Raw genomic sequence first — 20,392 nt, 5'->3', positions numbered from 1 at the left:
GCGGGTGACCCGGCGTCGACCGGCCCTTACCGGGCCTCGGCGAACGCCTCGTAGACCCTCTTGGGGATGCGTCCGCGGGCGGGGACATCCATCTTGTTGGCCTGGGCCCAGGCCCGGACCGCCGCCGGGTCGGGAGCGACCTCGGTCTGCTGGTACGCCTTGCCCGACCTGGACCGCTTGCGGCCGGCCTCCACGTACGGCTCGAGCGCCTTACGCAGTTTCTTGGCATTGGCTTGATTCAGGTCGATCTCGTACGACTTGCCGTCGAGTCCGAAGGCGATCGTTTCCGCCGCTTCCGAGCCGTCGATGTCGTCAAAGAGAGTGACCACGACCTTCTGCGCCACGAATATCGGTCCCTTCGTACGGCACGTTGCCAATTCATTTGTACAGTGCCCAACAATGCATTGTGAGCTCGACTAAATCCTTCCGCGTGTCCCAGCGCAATAGGTATCGGGTGTCGATCTGAGATCTTTCCGGGAAATTTTCGCGACCGGACGCCTCCACGATGTGTCGTGATGGCCGTCACGTAGATTCCTACAACTCAACGCGCGTAGAATTTTTGTGCGGGTAGTCTGAAGGAACCTGCTCAGCACCACACCACCGGGAGTGCCAGTGGCACGCGTCGTAGTCGACGTCATGCTCAAGCCGGAGATCCTCGACCCCCAGGGCCAGGCGGTGCAGCGCGCACTGCCGCGGCTTGGTTTCGACGGCATCTCCGACGTACGTCAGGGAAAGCGATTCGAACTGGAAGTTGACGGGCCGGTCGACGAGGCCGCGCTCGCCCGCATCCATGATCTTGCGGAATCCTTCCTCGCCAACACCGTGATCGAGGACTTCACCGTGAAGGTGGAGGACTCTGCGGAAGTCGCGGGGGCCGCGAAGTGACCGCTCGTATTGGCGTCGTCACTTTCCCGGGCAGCCTCGACGACCGGGACACCCAGCGCGCGATCCGCCTCGCGGGCGCCGAACCGGTCGCCCTCTGGCACAAGGACAAGGACCTCCACCAGGTCGACGCCGTGGTGCTGTGCGGCGGTTTCTCCTACGGCGACTATCTGCGCGCGGGTGCCATCGCGCGCTTCTCGCCGGTGATGGAGCCCCTCATCGAGCAGGCGAAGGCCGGCCTCCCGGTCCTCGGCATCTGCAACGGCTTCCAGATCCTCACCGAGGCCCACCTCCTCCCGGGCGGGATGCTCGGCAACGACCACCTCCACTTCATCTGCCGCGACCAGAAGCTGCGGGTGGAGAACACCTCCAGCGCCTGGACGGTCGACTACGACGCGGGCCAGGAGATCCACATCCCGCTGAAGAACATGGACGGCCGGTACGTCGCCGACGAGTACACGCTGGACAAGCTGGAGGCGGAGGGCCGGGTCGCCTTCCGCTACCTGGACTTCAACCCCAACGGCTCGCTCCGTGACATCGCCGGCATCACCAACGAGGCGGGCAATGTCGTAGGCCTGATGCCGCACCCGGAGCACGCCGTGGAGCCGCTCATCGGCACCGGCCGCACCGACGGCCTCCCCTTCTTCACCTCGATCCTCAAGAAGCTGGTCAACGTATGAGCCGGACGCCTCTGGACACGGTCGAGCACGCGACCGCGACCCCCGACGTCGAGCTGCCCTGGGCCGAACTGGGCCTGAAGAAGGACGAGTACGAGAGGGTCGTCGAGATCCTCGGGCGTCGGCCCACCGGTGCCGAGCTCGCCATGTACTCGGTCATGTGGTCCGAGCACTGCTCCTACAAGTCCTCGAAGGTGCACCTGCGCCAGTTCGGCGAGAAGGCGCCCCAGTCGGACGCCCTCCTTGTCGGCATCGGCGAGAACGCGGGCGTCGTGGACGTCGGCCAGGGTTACGCGGTCACCTTCAAGGTCGAGTCGCACAACCACCCCTCGTACGTCGAGCCCTACCAGGGCGCCGCGACCGGTGTCGGCGGCATCGTCCGCGACATCATCGCGATGGGCGCGCGGCCGGTGGCCGTGGTCGACCCCCTGCGCTTCGGTGCCGCGGACCACCCGGACACCAAGCGCGTGCTCCCCGGTGTCGTCGCCGGCATCGGCGGCTACGGCAACTGCCTTGGCCTGCCGAACATCGGCGGCGAGGTCGTCTTCGACGCCTGCTACCAGGGAAACCCGCTGGTCAACGCCGGTGCCATCGGCGTCATGCGGCACGAGGACATCCACCTCGCGAAGGCGTCCGGCGCGGGCAACAAGGTCATCCTGTACGGGGCCCGCACCGGCGGTGACGGCATCGGCGGCGCGTCGATCCTGGCGAGCGAGACCTTCGACGACGCCAAGCCGTCGAAGCGTCCGGCCGTGCAGGTCGGCGACCCCTTCCAGGAGAAGCTCCTCATCGAGTGCACCCTGGAGGCCTTCAAGGAGAAGCTGGTCGTCGGCATCCAGGACCTCGGCGCGGCCGGTCTGTCCTGTGCCACCTCCGAGCTCGCCTCCAACGGTTCCGGCGGCATGCGCGTCACCCTGGACGACGTACCGCTGCGCGACTCCACGCTCTCGCCCGAGGAAATCCTCATGAGCGAGTCCCAGGAGCGCATGTGCGCGGTCGTCGAGCCGTCGAAGGTCGACCGGTTCCTGGAGATCTGCGACAAGTGGGACGTCATCGCCACCGTCATCGGTGAGGTCACCGACGGCGACCGGCTGGAGATCTACTGGCACGGCGGCAAGATCGTCGACGTCGACCCGCGGACCGTGGCCCACGACGGCCCGGTCTACGAGCGCCCGTACGCCCGTCCGGACTGGCAGGACGCGCTCCAGGCGGACGACGCGAACAAGCTGCCCCGGCCGCAGACGGGCGAGGAGCTCAAGGACCAGGTCCTCGCGCTGGTCTCCTCCCCGAACCAGGCATCCAAGAAGTGGATCACCTCGCAGTACGACCACTTCGTGCAGGGCAACACGGTGCTGGCCCAGCCGGAGGACTCCGGCATGATCCGCATCGACGAGGAGACCGGGCTCGGCGTCGCCATCGCGACGGACGGCAACGGCCGGTACGCGAAGCTCGACCCGTACGCGGGCGCGCAGTTGGCGCTCTCGGAGGCCTACCGGAACGTGGCGACGACCGGTGCCAAGCCCCTCGCGGTCTCCGACTGCCTGAACTTCGGCTCGCCCGAGGACCCGGCCGTCATGTGGCAGTTCGCGGAGGCCATCCGCGGACTGGCAGACGCCTGCCAGCAGTTGGGCACCCCGGTGACCGGCGGCAACGTCTCCCTCTACAACCAGACCGGTGATGTGGCCATCCACCCCACCCCGGTCGTCGCGGTCCTGGGCGTCATCGACGACGTCGCCCGCCGCACCCCGGTCGCCTTCCGCGAGGAGGGCCAGCTGCTGTACCTCCTCGGCGACACCCGTGAGGAGTTCGGCGGCTCGGCCTGGTCGCAGGTCGTCCACGACCACCTCGGCGGTCTGCCGCCCAAGGTCGACCTGGAGCGCGAGCGGCTGCTGGCCGAGATCCTGATCTCCGCCAGCCGCGACGGCATGATCGACTCCGCGCACGACCTGTCCGACGGCGGCCTGATCCAGGCGGTCGTGGAGTCGGCGCTGCTCGGCGGCAAGGGCGCCCGCCTGATCGTCCCGGACGGTCTGGACGCGTTCACGCTGCTGTTCTCGGAGTCGGCCGGCCGCGCGGTGGTGGCCGTCCCCCGCTCCGAGGAGCTCCGCTTCAACGACATGTGCGGCGCGCGGGGCCTGCCCGTCACCCGCATCGGTGTCGTCGACGGCGACTCGGTCGAGCTCCAGGGCGAGTTCGAACTGTCCCTGGAGGAACTGCGGACGGCCCACGAGGAGACGATCCCGGCACTGCTGAAGTAGCCGGTCGTACGACTCCGAAGGCCCCGCCCGTCGCCGTGACGGGCGGGGCCTTCGTCACGCAGCCACCGGTTCGCCGGCCGCCTCCGAAGCACCGCCGATTAGGCTCACCGCCATGCCCACGACCAGGAAGCGCGCCCGCACCTACGACCCCGCCAGGATCCGCGAGGCTCTGAAGAACCAGTTCGGACATGTACGGGAGGCCGTGGGCGCCCTCACCCCCGAGCAACTCGCTCTCGCCACGCGCCTGACCGGCTGGACCGTGCGGGACCTGGCCGCGCACCTCACCATGGCGGTCGAGACGGTCAGCCGGAACCTCGACCGGGAGGAGCCCCCGGCGCCGCGGCTCACCCTCCTCGAATGGCCCTTCGCCACGGCTGCCCGGGCCGGTGACATCGCCGACGGCACCCGGGAGCTGGCCTCGGCCAACCCGGACCTCGACGCGCTGTACGCCCGTACCGAGGAGCGGTTCCTGCACGCCCTGAGTGCCCCCGGCTCCCGCGTCCTCGCCGCCCGTACCGGTGCCATGACCCTGGCCGACTACCTGGTCACCCGAACCGTCGAACTCGTCGTCCACACCGACGACCTGAACGCGGCCGTGCCCGGCCTCGACATCCCCTACGACCGCCAGGCGCTCGCCGCCTGCACCCGTCTCCTCGCCGACGCCCTGGCCGCGAAGGCGCCCGGCGGCTCGACCGAGGTGCGGATCCCGCCGTATGCCGTCGTGCAGTGCGTCGAGGGGCCGAAGCACACCCGGGGCACCCCGCCGAACGTCGTCGAGACCGACCCGCTGACCTGGATCCGGCTCGCCACCGGCAGGCTGGCCTGGCAGGACGCGCTGGAGGCGGCCGAGGTCAGCGCGAGCGGGGAGAGGGCGGACCTGGGCGGGCTGCTCCCGCTGATGAGCTGAACCCTTCACGGGGTTCGTGCGTCAAAGAGCCATGAAGCGGACGACGAAACGGACGACACAGCGGACGACATGCGCCAAGTACGCTGCTGCGGCCCTGGCCGGGACCACCGTCCTGGCCGCCTGCGGCACGGAGCCCGCCGGGACCTCGACCCAGGACCTCTCCGCCATCGAGGACGTCTCCTGGGTGCCCAAGAAGGTGACCGTCGACGGCAGGGACTACGTCCTGCCCGTGAAGGGTGCCCGGCACAAGGCCCGGATCACCTTCAAGCCGACGACCGCCGAACCGGACGGCGACGGCGGTGAGTCCGGCGGTTCCGTGGGCTGCAACAGCATCGGCGTCGACGTGGCCATCGAGGGCGACACCGTGAGGGTCTCCGACCTCGTCATGACACTGATGGGCTGCCCAGGTGCCGTAGGGGAGTTCGAGCAGAAGTTCGTCGATGTCTTCGACAACGACCTCCGGGCCCGCCTGGCCGGGCCCTCCGGTGCAAGGACCCTCACCCTGACCAGCCCGCGGCACGACAGCATCACCCTCCGCGAGGAGAAGCCGCCCGCCCTGAAGGGCACTCGCTGGTCCCTCGGCGAGAACGCCCATCTCACCCTCACCGGGAACAACACCGTCACCGGCAGCCTCGGCTGCAACACCTTCCGCGGCAAGGCGACCGTCAAGGGCCGCACCATCGAGTTCGGGCCCCTCGCGACCACGCGCATGATGTGTTCGCCCCCGGTGATGAAGACCGAGCGCCAACTCGCCGAAATCCTCTCCGGCAAGGTCTCCTACCAGCAGGAACGCGATTCCCTGAAGATCACCAAGGGGCCCGGCGAGAGCGTCACGGCCCGCGCGGAGTAAGAAAGCCCACTCTCCGCGAATTCGGACCAGTGGTCGATCTCGCCTACACTCGGAAGCGTGCCACGTGGTGACGGACGACTCAACCACGACCTGCTCCCCGGTGAGAAGGGCCCCCAGGACGCTTGTGGCGTCTTCGGTGTCTGGGCTCCGGGCGAAGAGGTCGCCAAGCTCTCCTACTTCGGGCTCTACGCCCTCCAGCATCGAGGCCAGGAATCCGCGGGAATCGCGGTCAGCAACGGCTCACAGATCCTCGTCTTCAAGGACATGGGCCTCGTGTCCCAGGTCTTCGACGAGACCTCGCTCGGTTCGCTCCAGGGTCACATCGCGGTCGGTCACGCCCGCTACTCGACCACCGGCGCCTCCGTGTGGGAGAACGCCCAGCCGACCTTCCGTGCCACCGCGCACGGTTCCATCGCGCTCGGCCACAACGGCAACCTGGTCAACACGGCGCAGCTCGCCGAGATGGTCGCCGACCTGCCCAAGGACACCAACGGCCGCTCGACCCGCGTCGCGGCCACCAACGACACCGACCTGCTCACCGCGCTCCTCGCGGCCCAGGTCGACGAGGACGGCAAGCCCCTGACCATCGAGGAGGCCGCCCCCGTGGTCCTCCCCCAGGTCCAGGGCGCCTTCTCGCTCGTCTTCATGAACGAGCACACCCTCTACGCCGCCCGTGACCCGCAGGGCATCCGCCCGCTGGTCCTCGGGCGCCTGGAGCGCGGCTGGGTCGTCGCCTCCGAGTCGGCCGCCCTCGACATCTGCGGCGCCGCCTACGTCCGCGAGATCGAGCCGGGCGAGTTCGTCGCCATCGACGAGAACGGCCTGCGCACCTCCCGATTCGCGGAAGCGAAGCCCAAGGGCTGTGTCTTCGAGTACGTCTATCTGGCGCGCCCCGACACCGACATCGCCGGCCGGAACGTGTACCTCTCCCGCGTGGAGATGGGCCGCAGGCTCGCGAAGGAAGCGCCCGTCGAGGCCGACCTCGTCATAGCGACCCCGGAGTCCGGCACCCCGGCGGCCATCGGCTACGCGGAAGCGTCCGGAATCCCCTTCGGCGCGGGTCTGGTGAAGAACGCCTACGTCGGCCGTACGTTCATCCAGCCCTCGCAGACCATTCGCCAGCTCGGCATCCGCCTGAAGCTGAACCCGCTCAAGGAAGTCATCAAGGGCAAGCGGCTGGTCGTCGTCGACGACTCCATCGTGCGCGGCAACACCCAGCGCGCCCTGGTCCGCATGCTCCGCGAGGCGGGCGCCGCCGAGGTCCACATCCGGATCTCCTCGCCCCCCGTGAAGTGGCCCTGCTTCTTCGGCATCGACTTCGCCACCCGCGCCGAGCTCATCGCCAACGGCATGACCATCGACGAGATCGGCACCTCGCTGGGCGCCGACTCGCTGGCGTACATCTCCCTCGACGGCATGATCGAGGCGACCACCATCGCCAAGCCGAACCTGTGCCGTGCCTGCTTCGACGGCGAGTACCCGATGGACCTCCCGGACCCCGAGCTGCTCGGCAAGCAGCTGCTGGAGACCGAGCTGGCCGCAGGGCCCGCCGCCACGGCCGCGGCCGACGCGATCCGTCGCCCGTAGACAGCCCGCCATACCTGCCGTACGACACGAAGGTTCTCTACTGCCATGTCTGAGACAACTGGTGCCAGCTACGCAGCCGCGGGCGTCGACATCGAGGCGGGCGACCGCGCCGTAGAGCTGATGAAGGAGTGGGTGAAGAAGACGCAGCGCCCCGAGGTCCTCGGCGGCCTCGGCGGTTTCGCCGGCCTCTTCGACGCCTCCGCCCTCAAGCGCTTCGAGCGTCCGCTGCTCGCCTCCGCCACCGACGGTGTCGGCACCAAGGTGGACATCGCGCGTCAGCTGGGCGTCTACGACACCATCGGCCACGACCTGGTCGCGATGGTCATGGACGACATCGTGGTCTGCGGTGCCGAGCCGCTGTTCATGACCGACTACATCTGCGTCGGCAAGGTCCACCCCGAGCGGGTCGCCGCGATCGTCAAGGGCATCGCCGAGGGCTGTGTGCTCGCCGGCTGCGCCCTGGTGGGCGGCGAGACGGCCGAGCACCCCGGTCTGCTGGGCCCGGACGACTTCGATGTGGCCGGCGCCGGTACGGGCGTCGTGGAGGCCGACCGGCTGCTCGGCGCGGATCGCATCCGTAAGGGTGACGCCGTCATCGCCATGGCGGCCTCCGGTCTTCACTCGAACGGGTACTCGCTGGTCCGGCATGTGCTCCTGAACGAGGCGGGCCTCGCCCTGGACGCCCGGATCGACGAACTCGGCCGCACCCTCGGCGAGGAGCTCCTGGAGCCCACCAAGATCTACTCGCTGGACTGCCTGGCACTGATCCGCACGGCCGAGGTGCACGCCTTCTCCCACGTCACCGGCGGCGGCCTGGCGGCCAACCTGGCCCGGGTGATCCCCGACGGCCTGCACGCCGTCGTGGACCGCACCACCTGGACCCCGGACCCGATCTTCGACCTCGTCGGCAGGACGGGTCGGGTCGAGCGCCTGGAGCTGGAGAAGACCCTGAACATGGGCGTCGGCATGATCGCGATCGTCCCCGAGGAGTCGGCGGACGTGGCTGTGGAGACCCTGGCCGACCGCGGCGTCGAGGCCTGGATCGCGGGCGAGATCACGGACCGCGGCGACCACACCACGGGTGCGGAGCTGGTCGGCGACTACGCGTAGATCCCGTACGCAGAGATCCAGCCCCTCGGCGTACGAGGAGCTGGATCCGGGGCGGTGCCCCACGACGTCAGCACAAAACCCGGTCCGGCGCTGAGAGCTCCGGACCGGGTGAGCCAACGGCTAGGCCGCTGCAGGCATTACGCTCCGCGGCGTTGAGACGCAGGACCGGACTCGTCGTCCTCGTCCCCGTCGTCGTTGTAGAGATCCGCGTACTGGGCGTACGGGTCGTCTTCCTCGTCGTCCTCGAACGGCTCGCCATTCGGCGGCTGGCTCGAAGTCGAAGCGCCCAGCTCATTGGCCAGACGCGACAGATCAGTCCCGCCGCTGCTGTACTTCAGCTGGCGGGCGACCTTCGTCTGCTTGGCCTTTGCCCGGCCGCGCCCCATGGCTCGACCCCCTCGGATACGGGGCTCGATGGCCCCAGAGTCTTGACACGCGTTCATGATCTGGAACGGGCTCTCCGCAGAGAGACCGGTCCGTAGGGCTTCCACGGTACCTGAGCCCACGGCCATACGGTACGTCGCCCGCACCACGTGCCCGCACCCAGGTCCCGCGAGGAGCCCCGTCCTCGCTGGTCAACCGCGATTTTAACCACTTCTTCGCGGCCGACCCGCCGACGAACGTGAGAGTTCTCTCCAAGAGTGCGCCGACGGGTACCGCTCAAACGTCAGCGCGCCGGTTTCACGGCCGCCTCGTGCATCCGCTGCTCGGCGATCCGGTCGGCGGCGGCGGCCGGCGGAATCCCGTCCTCCTTCGCACGTGCGAATATTGCGAGAGTGGTGTCGTAGATCTTCGCGGCCTTCGCCTTGCACCGCTCGAAGTCGAACCCGTGGAGTTCGTCGGCGACCTGGATGACCCCGCCGGCGTTCACCACGTAGTCCGGCGCGTAGAGGATCCCGCGGTCGGCGAGGTCCTTCTCGACGCCCGGGTGGGCGAGCTGGTTGTTGGCGGCGCCGCAGACGACGCGCGCGGTCAGTACGGGCACGGTGCCGTCGTTCAGGGCGCCGCCGAGCGCGCAGGGCGCGTAGATGTCGAGGCCCTCGACCCGGATCAGCGCGTCGGTGTCGGCGACGACGGCGACGGAGGGGTGCCGCTCGGCGATCCGCCCCACGGCGTCCTGCCGTACGTCGGTGATCACGACCTGGGCGCCCTCCTCCAGGAGGTGCTCGACCAGATGGTGGCCGACCTTGCCGACACCCGCGACGCCGACGGTACGGCCGCGCAGCGACGGGTCGCCCCACAGGTGCGCGGCGCTGGCCCGCATGCCCTGGTAGACGCCGAAGGCGGTGAGGACGGAGGAGTCGCCGGCGCCGCCGTTCTCGGGGGAGCGGCCGGTCGTCCAGCGGCATTCACGGGCGACGACGTCCATGTCGGCGACGTAGGTGCCGACATCGCACGCGGTGACGTAGCGCCCGCCGAGCGAGGCCACGAAACGGCCGTACGCGAGGAGCAGTTCCTCGCTCTTGTCCCGCTCCGGGTCGCCGATGATCACGGCCTTGCCGCCGCCGTGGTCGAGCCCGGCCATGGCGTTCTTGTACGACATCCCGCGCGCGAGGTTCAGCGCGTCGGCGACGGCCTCCTGCTCGCTCGCGTACGGGTAGAAGCGCGTCCCGCCGAGGGCGGGGCCGAGCGCGGTGGAGTGGAGGGCGATGACGGCCTTGAGGCCGCTCTTGCGGTCCTGGCAGAGCACGACCTGCTCATGGCCGCCCTGGTCCGAGTTGAACAGGGTGTGCAGCACGTCGGCAGCGGCGCCGGTTACGTCGGTCACTGTGGTGACTCCTGGGTCCATTGCGGCGATGGGACACAGGCGCCCGTAAGGGTGGCGGGGCCTGTGGGCACGAGATTAGGGCCTGTGGGGGCCCATGACCGTGCAGTGCTCAGGATCACCTTCCCGCGGGGGGCGGGCGTGCGACGATTTGCATAGTTTTCCCGCGCGTTTGTGTGCGGGTTTCGCAGGTTTTCCCGGCAGGCGGCGGGGGAGAGAGCAGGCGTGCCCAAGGTGTCCTCGGTGACCGTCCCGTACGCGACCTATCTGCGCGTGTACGAACCGCTGGCCGCCTTCCCCGAGCCCGAGCGCAGCCACTGGGCGCGCTACGCCCGCCGCCCGGACCGCCCCTCGTACCAGGACGAGCTGCGCCGCTCCCTGGCCGACCTGCTGCCCACCCCGCCGATCCCGGTGCCGGTGCACGAGAGCAGCGACGCCTTCGTGCTCGACGTGGACGGCGTGGTGTGCGTGTGTCCGTGGCGCACCCGGCTGCGCGGCTGGCTGGCCCTGGAAGAGCTCGGGGAGGAGCTGCCGGGGCCGGTCCTGGACGCGGTGCTGCCCGAGGTCGTACGCCGCCAGACCGCCCAGGACTACGAGCGCTGGCTCGCCCGCAATCCGGACGCCCGGCCCTGGATCCGCACCGCGACCTGGCAGGTGCCGGTGAACTGGTTCGTGCTCGTCTCCGACGAGGAGCGGCGCTTCGACAAGGGGTCCGGCGAGATCCCGCCGATGCTGCGCTACCGCACCCCCATGGTGCAGGCGCGGCGGCGCGTGGCGCGGGCTCTGCGGGCCCTGAAGGACGCCGTCGACGAAGGGCCGCTCATCGACGGCCTGATCGACGTCGGGCGCTGGCTGGAGGAGTTCCACCCGCGCTCGCTGGTCGAGCTCGACTACGGCGGTCTGGTGCATGTGCTCCCGCCGGGCGAGCTGGAGGACGACCACTCGGCGGCGGACGTGGCCGAGGGCATCGAGGCGCTCAGGCACGGTGACGGGGCCGCGGCGGGCGAGGCCTACGGGCGGCTCGTGGAGCGCTGGCGGGCCGTCAGGGACCGTCGCTCGGCGAACTGATGTGCGCCAGGTCACGAACAGGCGTTTGACCTGACGCCCGTTTTGGGGTTTCGTCCTGGCTCAAGGTGTTCAACTTCCCCTGAAGTCTCACCGACAAGGGACGTAGGTCCCGATCCGGGCGTACGCCTCACGGAGTGTCAAGCGTGATGGACCGCACGTACCCGGCTCTTGCATCTCTTGCCCCTCCTCATGCCAAAATAGGACAAGGGGCCCGGGGGAGGTTCCGCTTTGGGGGGTCTGATGACTCCTGATCACCCCTGTGACTGATCGTCACAGGGGTGTGACTGTCCGCTATGGCATGGTCCATCGGCTTCCGTCGCCGATGAACACCTGGGGGGCAATTCCATCGGTTTGGCCGACGCGGCTGGACAGATGGTGTAGTTGTAGTGCCGAGGACAAGCCGTTCGTCCTATAACCGACTCGACCCGCATCCGCCATTTCGGGCAACGCGGGTCAAGGTGCAGAATTTAGAGGAAAGAACCGAGAAGGTTCGGTTCTCCCGAGGAGGCCGCTCATGACCGCTCGCACCCCTGATGCCGAGCCGCTGCTGACCCCGGCTGAGGTCGCCACGATGTTCCGCGTGGACCCGAAGACGGTCACGCGGTGGGCGAAGGCCGGCAAGCTCACGTCGATCCGTACGCTCGGCGGGCACCGCCGTTACCGCGAGGCTGAGGTCCGCGCTCTGCTCGCGGGCATCCCGCAGCAGCGCAGCGAGGCCTGAACAACTGAATAACCGGACAAACCGGTCGGCCCCCCAGCCGGTCGCCACGTCCGGACACTGGCTCCAAGCGACGCGGGTCCTGCCCCAACAGGGCCCATTCTCAACCTCGTCGTCGATCGCGCTGGACTCCGCCGAGTCCAGCGCGATCTTTTTTGTGCGCGGAGTGTGGGCGTCCGGCGGCCCTGTGAGCGGGCTTGTCGGAGTCTGGGGAGGGGTGTCGGATCTCCTGTGGGGCGGTCCCTGGCCGGTGTGCGATCAGGGGTGCAATTGCACATATTAAATTGACCTGTTGTAAGTGAGCGGTAAGTTCCACGGTTTCAAAAACTCATGCGGTGACTCCCGTCACATGTCAGAGTCCTTGTTGCCGTCGGGCCCGGTGCGCTAGGGGCGTTACGCCGGGGAGGGGGTTCCGTCCTCCACGGGCTCCTCCGGTGGTGGGCCGACCGCCGGCCCGGAGTCCATCGCCAGCCGCAACAGGCGGTGGCAGATCGCGCAGTGGCGGGTCAGATGCCGATACGACGACGCGGCCGCCAGGTGTGCGCGCAGCAACGCCCGCGTCTCGTGCCTGACCGATGCCGCCATACGCCACCTCCGGGCTCCACGGGAACGGGGGCCTGGTTTCTGGGTACCCGGGCTCGGAGACGCCGTCAAGATGGCGCGAGCCTCCACGGAGACCGCCCTGCCCCGCTGTCGGGCGCTGATCGCCCGGCCTGGCGTTGCGTGTACGAGCGGCCGGGCCGTGGGCGCGGGCGGGATGGCACAGGAAGAAGGCCCACGCCCTGATGTGCGGGATGGGCCCGTACTTCTTGCGGCGCTCCTGACGGATTGGGCGACTCCGCCGCGGGCGTGGCCTCTCCTTGGGGGCGGGGGCGGTGCACGAAGAAAGCCCGCGCGGGATGCGGGCCGTATTTCGCGCGGCGCTCCTGACGGAACGTGCGGCTTCGCTGCGGGCGCGGCTTCTCTCTGGGCACGGGCGTGGTGGCCGAAGAGGCCCGCGCCCCGTTACCGGGAGGCGGGCCGCTTCGCTGCGGGCGCGGTCTCTCCTTGGGCGCGGGGGCGGTGTGTGAAGAAGGCCCACGCCTCGGTGTGCGGGATGCTGGCCGTGTTTCTCGCCGCAGCCCTGACGGAATGTGAGGCTCCGCTGCGGGCGTGGCCTCCCCTGGAGAGCGAGGGTGGCGCACGAAGAAGGCCCGCGTCCCGTTGCCGGGAGGCGGGCCTTTCTTTTACTGCGGTCCTGACGGGATTTGAACCCGCGGCCTCCACCTTGACAGGGTGGCGAGCACTCCAAACTGCTCCACAGGACCAGGTTTTGCGGCGCTTACTGGTGCGTTGCGCTGCGAGAAGGACTGTACAGGAGCTGGCGGGTCCTGGTCGAACTCACCCTCCGTGCAGGGTCCGTCACGGAGCCAGGGTGTCGATCGCCTTCACGATCCGCTTGTCGGAGATGGGGTACGCCGTGCCGAGCGCGTGGGCGAAATAGCTGACCCGCAGCTCCTCGATCATCCAGCGGATGTCCAGGACCTGCTGGGGCACGGGCCGGCCCTGCGGGAGCTGTTCCAGGAGCCAGGCGTACTCGTCCTGCATCTCGTGGACCTTCTCCATACGGGTCGTGTCCCGCTGGACGTTCGTCGGCATCTGCTGGAGCCGGCGGTCCGCCGCCACCAGGTACCGCATCAGGTCGGGCAGCCGCCGCAGCCCGGTCGCCGTCACGAACCCCGGCTTCACCAGCGCGTCCAGCTGGGCTCGCACGTCCGCCAGGTTCGCCAGCAGCGCCGGGCTCCGTACGGCCTTCAGGCGCCGCTCACAGGCATGCCAGGCAGCGAGCACCTGCTGCACCTGCCCGACCGTACGGACCGTCGTGTCGACGATCTCGGCGCGCACCTTGTCGTACAGCTTCCGGTACGACTCCTCGTCCCACGCCGGCCCCCCGAAGTCCCCGATCAGCTTGTCCGCGGCCGCCGTCGCGCAGTCCTCGAACAGCGCCTGGATGGAGCCGTGCGGGTTCGCCGACAGGGCCAGCTTCTGGGGGTTCGTCAGCTTCTCGGACGCGAACTTCGCCGGGCTCACCGGGATGTTGCGCACGATCAGCCGCCGCGTGCCCTTCCACATCGCCTCGGTCTGCTCCTCCTCGGTGTCGAAGAGGCGGACGGAGACCGTGTCGCCGTCGTCCACCAGCGCCGGGTACGCCTTCACCGGCTGGCCGGCCCGGCGGGTCTCGAAGACGCGGGTGAGCGTGCCGATCGTCCAGTCCGTCAGGCCCTTGCGCTCCAGGGACTCGCCGCCCTCGCGGGACGCGGTCGCTGCCGCCGCCTGCGAGAGGGCCTGGCGTGCCTTCGGCTTCAGTTTCAGGCGCAGGGACTCCAGGTCCTTGTCCTCGGCCAGATTGCGGCGCCGCTCGTCGACGATCCGGAAGGTGATGCGGAGGTGGTCCGGGACCCGTGCCCAGTCGAAGTCCTCCGCGTCGAAGGGCACACCGACCATGCGCTTCAGCTCGCGCGCCATGGTGGTCGTCAACGGCTCCTGCAACGGGACCGCCGTATCGAGGAACCGCTTCGCGAAGTTCGGTGCCGGCACGTAGTTGCGGCGGATCGGCTTGGGCAGGGAACGGATCAGCTCCGTCACCAACTCCTCCCGCAGGCCCGGGATCTGCCAGTCGAAGCCCTCGTCCTTCACCTGGTTCAGGACCTGGAGCGGGATGTGGACCGTCACACCGTCCGCGTCCGCCCCCGGCTCGAACTGGTAGGTCACCCGGAACTTCAACGGCCCCTGCCGCCAGGAGTCGGGATAGTCGGCCTTCGTGACCGCCTCCGCCGACTCCCGGATGAGCATCTCCCGCTCGAAGTCCAGGAACTCCGGCTCCTCGTGCCGCTTCCGCTTCCACCACGAGTCGAAGTGCGCCCCGGACACGACGTGTTCGGGCACCCGCTGGTCGTAGAAGTCGAACAGGGTGTCGTCGTCGACCACGATGTCCCGGCGCCGGGCCCGGTGCTCCAGCTCCTCGACCTCGCTGAGGAGTCTGCGGTTGTCGGCGAAGAACTTGTGGTGGGTGCGCCAGTCGCCCTCGACGAGCGCGTTGCGGATGAACAGCTCGCGGGCCGTCTCCGGGTCGATACGGCCGTAGTTGACCTTGCGCTGGGCGACGATCGGTACGCCGTACAGCGTGACCTTCTCGTACGCCATCACCGCGGCCTGGTCCTTCTCCCAGTGCGGTTCGGAGTACGTCCGCTTCAGCAGGTGCTCCGCGAGCGGCTCGACCCACTCCGGCTCGATCTTGGCGTTGACGCGGGCCCACAGGCGCGAGGTCTCCACCAGCTCAGCCGACATCACGAAACGCGGCTGCTTCTTGAAGAGCGCCGAGCCCGGGAAGATCGCGAACTTGGCGCTCCGGGCGCCGAGATACTCGTTCTTGTTGCCGTCCTTCACGTCCTTCATGCCGACGTGCGAGAGCAGACCGGCGAGGAGGGAGACGTGGACGCTCTGGTCGGCCGCGTCCTCCTCGTTCGGATGGATGCCCATCTGCTTGGCGACGGTCCGCAACTGCGTGTAGATGTCCTGCCATTCGCGGATGCGCAGGAAGTTCAGGTACTCCTGCTTGCACATCCGGCGGAAGGACGACGAGCCGCGCTCCTTCTGCTGCTCGCGGACGTAGCGCCACAGATTGAGGTAGGCGAGGAAGTCGCTGGTCTCGTCCTTGAAGCGGGCGTGCTGCTGGTCGGCCTGGGTCTGCTTGTCGGCCGGGCGCTCGCGCGGGTCCTGGATGGAGAGCGCGGCGGCTATGACCATGACCTCGCGGACACAGCCGTTCTTCTCGGCCTCCAGGACCATGCGCGCCAGGCGCGGGTCGACGGGCAGCTGGGCGAGCTTGCGGCCGGTCTCGGTGAGCCGCTTGCGCGCGTCCTTCTGCTCCGGATCAAGGGCGTTGAGCTCCTGCAGCAGCTGCACGCCGTCACGGATGTTGCGGTGGTCCGGCGGGTCGATGAAGGGGAACTTCTCGATGTCCCCGAGGCCGGCCGCGGTCATCTGCAGGATGACGGAGGCCAGGTTCGTCCGCAGGATCTCGGCGTCCGTGAACTCCGGGCGGGCGTTGAAGTCCTCTTCGCTGTACAGCCGGATGCAGATGCCGTCGGAGGTACGGCCGCAGCGGCCCTTGCGCTGGTTGGCGCTGGCCTGCGAGACCGGCTCGATGGGCAGCCGCTGGACCTTGGTGCGGTGGCTGTAGCGGGAGATGCGGGCGAAGCCGGGGTCGATGACGTACTTGATGCCCGGGACGGTGAGGGAGGTCTCGGCGACGTTCGTGGCCAGAACGATCCTGCGTCCGGTGTGCGGCTGGAACACCCGGTGCTGCTCGGCGTGCGAGAGCCGGGCGTAGAGGGGCAGCACCTCAGTGAAGCGGTACTGCCTCTTCTCCAGCGCGTCGGCGGTGTCGCGGATCTCCCGCTCGCCGGAGAGGAAGACGAGGATGTCGCCCTTGCCCTCGCCCTGGAGCTCCTCCACGGCGTCACAGATCGCGGTGATCTGGTCGCGGTCGGAGTCCTCCGAGTCGTCTTCCAGCAGCGGCCGGTACCGCACCTCCACCGGGTACGTACGGCCGCTGACCTCGACGATCGGGGCGTCCCCGAAGTGCCGGGAGAACCGCTCGGGGTCGATGGTCGCCGAGGTGATGACGACCTTGAGGTCGGGGCGCTTCGGCAGCAGCTGGGCCAGGTACCCGAGCAGGAAGTCGATGTTGAGGGACCGCTCGTGGGCCTCGTCGATGATGATCGTGTCGTAGGCGCGCAGCTCGCGGTCGGTCTGGATCTCGGCGAGCAGGATGCCGTCCGTCATCAGCTTCACGAAGGTCGCGTCCGGGTTCACCTGGTCGGTGAAGCGCACCTTCCAGCCGACGGCCTCGCCGAGCGGGGTGTCGAGCTCCTCGGCGACCCGCTCGGCGACGGTACGGGCGGCGATCCGGCGGGGCTGGGTGTGCCCGATCATGCCCTTGACGCCCCGGCCGAGCTCCAGGCAGATCTTCGGGATCTGGGTGGTCTTGCCGGATCCGGTCTCACCGGCCACGATCACGACCTGGTGATCACGGATGGCGGCCGCGATGTCGTCCTTCTTCTGGCTGACCGGCAGCTGCTCGGGATACGACACGGCGGGCACCCGCGCACGGCGCGCGCCCACGCGCTCCTCGCCCTTGCCGACCTCCGCCTCGATCTCGGCCAGCACGGCGGCGCGCGCCTCCGGCTTGCGGATCTTGCGCGCGCCTTCGAGCCTGCGCCCGAGCCGGTGCGCGTCACGCAGGGACAGCTCGGTCAGGCGGGCGGCGAGTTCCCCGAAGCCGGGGGAGCCGGGGGCGGGGGCAGGGTGCGTAGACATACGCGGTCCAGGATCTCATCCTCGGGAAATTACTGGCGAACGGTTTTGTCCCGGGGGTCGGTGTCACGGTCCAGGGGGCTGGTGTCACGGCACATACAACAAGACCCCGATCCGGGGATCGGGGTCTGTGCTGTGGCTGGGGCCGGGGTCGAACCGGCGACCTACCGCTTTTCAGGCGGTCGCTCGTACCAACTGAGCTACCCAGCCGAGAGGCTTCCGGGGAAACCTCAGCGGTCCTGACGGGATTTGAACCCGCGGCCTCCACCTTGACAGGGTGGCGAGCACTCCAAACTGCTCCACAGGACCAAGCGTTGTGCACGAACAGTGTCGCACACGGTGATGCGTGCCCCCAACGGGATTCGAACCCGTGCTACCGCCTTGAAAGGGCGGCGTCCTAGGCCGCTAGACGATGAGGGCTATCGGCCCGCCTGGGCGCTTCTCAGCGCGTCGGGGACGTGAGAAGCATATGGGATGCCGGGAGGTATCGCCAAAACGGTTTCAGGGGCTGCCCGTGGGCGAGGCCGTGGAGGAGCCCGTGCCCGAACCCGTGGGGGAGGGGGTCGCTCCCGGCTGGTTGTCCTCCGGGAGGTGGCGGCTGACCTCTGCCGTGGTGAGGCCGAGGCCGCCGAGTTTGATCTCGTCCCAGGCCTGTAGGCGGCGGGTGTCACGGTCCATATAGAGGATCGAGGCCTCGATGGGGTCGGGGTACTTGCCCTCGACGGCCCGCAGCCCGCTGCCGCCCGTCGAGCCCTCCACGCGCAGGCGCGTGCCCTTCTTCATGACCTCCATCTCCTGGTGGTGGAGATGGCCGGACAGGATCATCGGGACCTCGCCGTCGACCTCGCGGGCCGCCGAGGGCTCGTGGGCGATCGCGAGGTCGACCGGGGTGCCCGCGGCCCGCTGCGCGCGCAGGGCGGCGGCCAGACGGTCGCCCGCCGCCTCCTGGGACTCGTCGGCCCCCGGGTTCGTGGAGCGGTCGGGGGTGAACTGGGGGTCGCCGATCCCCGCGAACCGCAGTCCGGCGATCGTCTCCGCCTTGCCGTTGTCGAGGACGTGGACCCGCTTCAGGCCCTCCATGTAGCGCTGGGTGGTCAGGGAGTCGTGGTTGCCCCGGACCCAGACGTACGGCGCCCCCAGGTCGGGGATCGAGTCGAGGAAGCCGTTCTCCGCCGCCGTGCCGTGGTCCATGGTGTCGCCGGAGTCGACGATCACATCGACCTTGTACTGCTCCACCAGCGAGGCGATGATCTTCCAGCTCGCCGGGTTCAGATGGATGTCGGAGACGTGCAGGACCCGGATGGTGGTGGGGTCCGGCTGGTAGGCGGGGAGCGTGGACGTGACGTCGTAGAGCTTCGTCACGTTCGTCACCAGGCGGGCCAACTCCTTCTGGTAGACGTCGAACTCGGTGACGATGCTGCGCGCGTTGCCGACCAGGGAAGGGGCGGAGGAGAGCAGTCCCGAGAACTTCGGCTCCAGGACGGATTCCGGGTTCCAGGTGGCGTACGCCGTGCCGCCGCAGGCCGCCAGGAGGGTGAGGGCGAGTCCGCCGGCGGCGAGGGCCCGGCGGGGGCGGCGGTAGACCGCGAGGCCGAGGGCCGTGGCGCCCGCCACCACGGCGACGCAGGAGCGCAGGGCGAGATCGAGGGTGCCGTGCTCGACGTCCGTGGCGACCTCGTCCTGGAGGCCGGAGAGGCGCTCGGGGTGGTCGACGAGGGCCTGGGAGCGTTCCGGGTCGAGCTGGTCGACGTTGACGTCGAGGCGGACCGGGGCCTGGTGGCTGTCCAGCTGGAGCGCGCCGAGCGGAGAGATGTTGATCTTCGTGCCGCCGGTCAGGGACGGGCGCAGGGTCATCGTGGTGTTCATGGGGCCGACCGGGACCCGGACGTTGCCGACGATCAGCAGACCGAGCCAGGCGCCCAGCAGGACGACGGCGACCAGGCCGAGGGCGCGGGCCCAGGGGTGCGGCTGGTGGACGAGCTCGACGGACGGGTTGGACCGGCGCCTGCCGTACTGGCGGGCGAGGGCTCGCGGGGGCCTTCGTAGGGTGTTCAGGATGCTCCGGACGTTCAGGACTGCGGCGGGGACGCGGGCCATTGATCCCGTATGCCCAAGTCCGCCCGCGGATATGCGGCGTGCTCATGGCTCTCGTACGGATGGCCCGTACCGGAGAATGGGCTTGTGCTGGAGATGACGCGCGAGGAGTTCGAGGAACTGGTCGCCGAGGCGCTGGACCGGATTCCGCCGGAGTTGACGCGGCTGATGGACAACGTCGCGGTGTTCGTCGAGGACGAACCGCCGGCGGACGATCCCGAGCTGCTCGGGCTGTACGAGGGCACCCCGCTGACCGACCGGGGCGAGTGGTACGCCGGGGTGCTGCCGGACCGGATCACGATCTACCGGGGGCCGACGCTGCGGATGTGCGCTTCCCGCGAGGAGGTCGTCGCGGAGACCGAGGTGACGGTCGTGCACGAGATCGCCCATCACTTCGGGATCGACGACGCGCGGCTGCACGCGCTCGGTTACGGGTGAGTGGCTTTCGAACGGGGCGCGTGTCCTCTTGTGGGCGGCGGGAGTTGGGCAGGTTGACTCTTTGACGACCGCCCTCGGAGGTGGCTGCTCGTGCGCCCCTTGTACGTACCCGTCCGTCTGGCCGCCACGGTCATGGCCGTCGCCGCCGCAGCGGGCTGCATGAGCGTGGGCGGGGACGAAGGTGACGGCAGCGCCAAGCCGTCGCACTCCGCCGGTGAGCGGGGCGGGGAGGCGCCGGACGGCGGTTCCGCGGCCTCGGGCGGTTCCGTGCGGCTCGGCGGGACGGGCTCGGACGGCAAACACGGCAAGCGCGGCAAGGGCAAGGACGGCAAGGAGCCGGCCTCGCCGTCGGCATCCGCCTCGTCGGGAGCCGGCGCGTCGGCCCCGGCGGGGGCGGAGCCGGGGAGTTCGGTGAAGCCGGTGCCCTCGGCGACGTGGGCCGAACCGGCACCCACCCGTACGCCCGACCCGGAGCCGCCGGCGCCGAGCGAGCCGCCCGCCTCGCCCACGCCGTCGCCGCCGCCCGCCGAACCGTCCTCCTCCGCGCAGCCGGAGACGGGGACGCAGCTGAGCCAGCGGGAGCCGGCGCCCACCGCCGGATCGCCGGTGTGACGGACCCCGTGAAGGACCCCGTGAAAGGCCCCCGTGACAGGCCCCGAGTGACCTCGGATACATACGAG

General features: G+C 69.4%; 17 protein-coding genes and 4 tRNA genes. 11 read left to right on the top strand and 10 right to left on the bottom strand.

Annotated features, from left to right (window positions below; genetic code table 11):
- Nucleotides 1–26: 26 nt before the first annotated feature.
- On the bottom strand, nt 27–344 hold the full coding sequence (locus tag ACGFWE_RS25820; RefSeq protein ID WP_352391850.1) for an Lsr2 family protein: 318 nt from the start codon (nt 342–344) through the stop codon (nt 27–29).
- A 268-nt stretch (nt 345–612) separates the two neighbouring features.
- Between ACGFWE_RS25820 and purS the strand changes: the two genes are divergently transcribed.
- From purS to purM, 7 genes are all read left to right on the top strand, one after another.
- Entirely contained in the window at nt 613–885 is a 273-nt protein-coding gene (gene purS, locus ACGFWE_RS25815; RefSeq protein WP_352391849.1) for a phosphoribosylformylglycinamidine synthase subunit PurS, read from the top strand.
- Nucleotides 882–1,562 carry a phosphoribosylformylglycinamidine synthase subunit PurQ gene (gene purQ, locus ACGFWE_RS25810; RefSeq protein ID WP_352391848.1) on the top strand — a complete coding sequence of 227 codons (681 nt, stop codon included), beginning with the start codon at nt 882–884 and terminating at the stop codon, nt 1,560–1,562. The genes purS and purQ overlap by 4 nt, the downstream gene beginning before the upstream one ends.
- Nucleotides 1,559–3,817 (top strand): phosphoribosylformylglycinamidine synthase subunit PurL, encoded by a 2,259-nt coding sequence (gene purL / locus ACGFWE_RS25805; RefSeq protein WP_352391847.1) that lies wholly within the window; start codon nt 1,559–1,561, stop codon nt 3,815–3,817. Before purQ ends, purL begins: the two co-directional genes overlap by 4 nt.
- A 112-nt stretch (nt 3,818–3,929) precedes the next feature.
- Nucleotides 3,930–4,724 (top strand): sterol carrier family protein, encoded by a 795-nt coding sequence (locus ACGFWE_RS25800; protein WP_393602057.1) that lies wholly within the window; start codon nt 3,930–3,932, stop codon nt 4,722–4,724.
- A 31-nt stretch (nt 4,725–4,755) separates the two neighbouring features.
- Nucleotides 4,756–5,574 carry an META domain-containing protein gene (locus ACGFWE_RS25795; protein WP_393602055.1) on the top strand — a complete coding sequence of 273 codons (819 nt, stop codon included), beginning with the start codon at nt 4,756–4,758 and terminating at the stop codon, nt 5,572–5,574.
- Nucleotides 5,575–5,631: 57 nt separating this feature from the next.
- Nucleotides 5,632–7,161 carry an amidophosphoribosyltransferase gene (purF, locus tag ACGFWE_RS25790; RefSeq protein WP_352391844.1) on the top strand — a complete coding sequence of 510 codons (1,530 nt, stop codon included), beginning with the start codon at nt 5,632–5,634 and terminating at the stop codon, nt 7,159–7,161.
- Between the two features lie 45 nt (nt 7,162–7,206).
- A complete protein-coding gene (gene purM / locus ACGFWE_RS25785) occupies nt 7,207–8,271 on the top strand; it encodes a phosphoribosylformylglycinamidine cyclo-ligase (RefSeq protein ID WP_352391843.1) in 1,065 nt (354 codons plus the stop codon).
- Nucleotides 8,272–8,408: 137 nt separating this feature from the next.
- On the opposite strand, the gene ACGFWE_RS25780 is transcribed toward purM, so the two are convergent.
- Both ACGFWE_RS25780 and ACGFWE_RS25775 read right to left on the bottom strand, forming a co-directional pair.
- Nucleotides 8,409–8,657: a DUF3073 domain-containing protein gene (locus ACGFWE_RS25780; protein WP_352391842.1), complete on the bottom strand. Its 249-nt coding sequence runs from the start codon at nt 8,655–8,657 to the stop codon at nt 8,409–8,411.
- A gap of 281 nt (nt 8,658–8,938) precedes the next feature.
- Complete coding sequence (locus ACGFWE_RS25775) at nt 8,939–10,039, bottom strand: Leu/Phe/Val dehydrogenase (protein ID WP_393602052.1); 1,101 nt, start codon at nt 10,037–10,039, stop codon at nt 8,939–8,941.
- 222 nt (nt 10,040–10,261) lie between these two features.
- Between ACGFWE_RS25775 and ACGFWE_RS25770 the strand changes: the two genes are divergently transcribed.
- Nucleotides 10,262–11,104: a hypothetical protein gene (locus ACGFWE_RS25770; RefSeq protein WP_393602050.1), complete on the top strand. Its 843-nt coding sequence runs from the start codon at nt 10,262–10,264 to the stop codon at nt 11,102–11,104.
- Between the two features lie 514 nt (nt 11,105–11,618).
- Nucleotides 11,619–11,825 (top strand): developmental transcriptional regulator BldC, encoded by a 207-nt coding sequence (gene bldC / locus ACGFWE_RS25765; protein ID WP_003949541.1) that lies wholly within the window; start codon nt 11,619–11,621, stop codon nt 11,823–11,825.
- Between the two features lie 390 nt (nt 11,826–12,215).
- Here the strand turns inward: bldC and ACGFWE_RS25760 are convergent, their stop codons facing one another.
- From ACGFWE_RS25760 to ACGFWE_RS25730, 7 genes are all read right to left on the bottom strand, one after another.
- A complete protein-coding gene (locus ACGFWE_RS25760; protein ID WP_352391839.1) occupies nt 12,216–12,407 on the bottom strand; it encodes a DUF6274 family protein in 192 nt (63 codons plus the stop codon).
- Between the two features lie 647 nt (nt 12,408–13,054).
- Nucleotides 13,055–13,129 (bottom strand) — tRNA-Asp (locus ACGFWE_RS25755).
- Nucleotides 13,130–13,223: 94 nt separating this feature from the next.
- Nucleotides 13,224–17,183: an ATP-dependent RNA helicase HrpA gene (gene hrpA / locus ACGFWE_RS25750; protein ID WP_393602048.1), complete on the bottom strand. Its 3,960-nt coding sequence runs from the start codon at nt 17,181–17,183 to the stop codon at nt 13,224–13,226.
- A 133-nt stretch (nt 17,184–17,316) separates the two neighbouring features.
- Nucleotides 17,317–17,390: transfer RNA gene (locus tag ACGFWE_RS25745), tRNA-Phe, on the bottom strand.
- 24 nt (nt 17,391–17,414) lie between these two features.
- Nucleotides 17,415–17,489, bottom strand: a tRNA-Asp gene (locus ACGFWE_RS25740).
- A 38-nt stretch (nt 17,490–17,527) separates the two neighbouring features.
- Nucleotides 17,528–17,600, bottom strand: a tRNA-Glu gene (locus ACGFWE_RS25735).
- A gap of 81 nt (nt 17,601–17,681) precedes the next feature.
- Nucleotides 17,682–19,277: a metallophosphoesterase gene (locus tag ACGFWE_RS25730; protein ID WP_352391837.1), complete on the bottom strand. Its 1,596-nt coding sequence runs from the start codon at nt 19,275–19,277 to the stop codon at nt 17,682–17,684.
- Nucleotides 19,278–19,361: 84 nt separating this feature from the next.
- Between ACGFWE_RS25730 and ACGFWE_RS25725 the strand changes: the two genes are divergently transcribed.
- Together ACGFWE_RS25725 and ACGFWE_RS25720 are read left to right on the top strand one after the other, a co-directional pair.
- Nucleotides 19,362–19,712, top strand: coding sequence for a metallopeptidase family protein (locus tag ACGFWE_RS25725; RefSeq protein ID WP_109004752.1), 351 nt, complete (start codon nt 19,362–19,364; stop codon nt 19,710–19,712).
- A 90-nt stretch (nt 19,713–19,802) separates the two neighbouring features.
- Nucleotides 19,803–20,324, top strand: coding sequence for a hypothetical protein (locus tag ACGFWE_RS25720; RefSeq protein ID WP_352391836.1), 522 nt, complete (start codon nt 19,803–19,805; stop codon nt 20,322–20,324).
- Nucleotides 20,325–20,392 lie beyond the last annotated feature (68 nt).

This window comes from Streptomyces sp. NPDC048523 (genome assembly GCF_043199815.1).
Taxonomy (GTDB): Bacteria; Actinomycetota; Actinomycetes; order Streptomycetales; family Streptomycetaceae; genus Streptomyces.
This window is presented reverse-complemented; position numbering and strand designations above follow the sequence as displayed.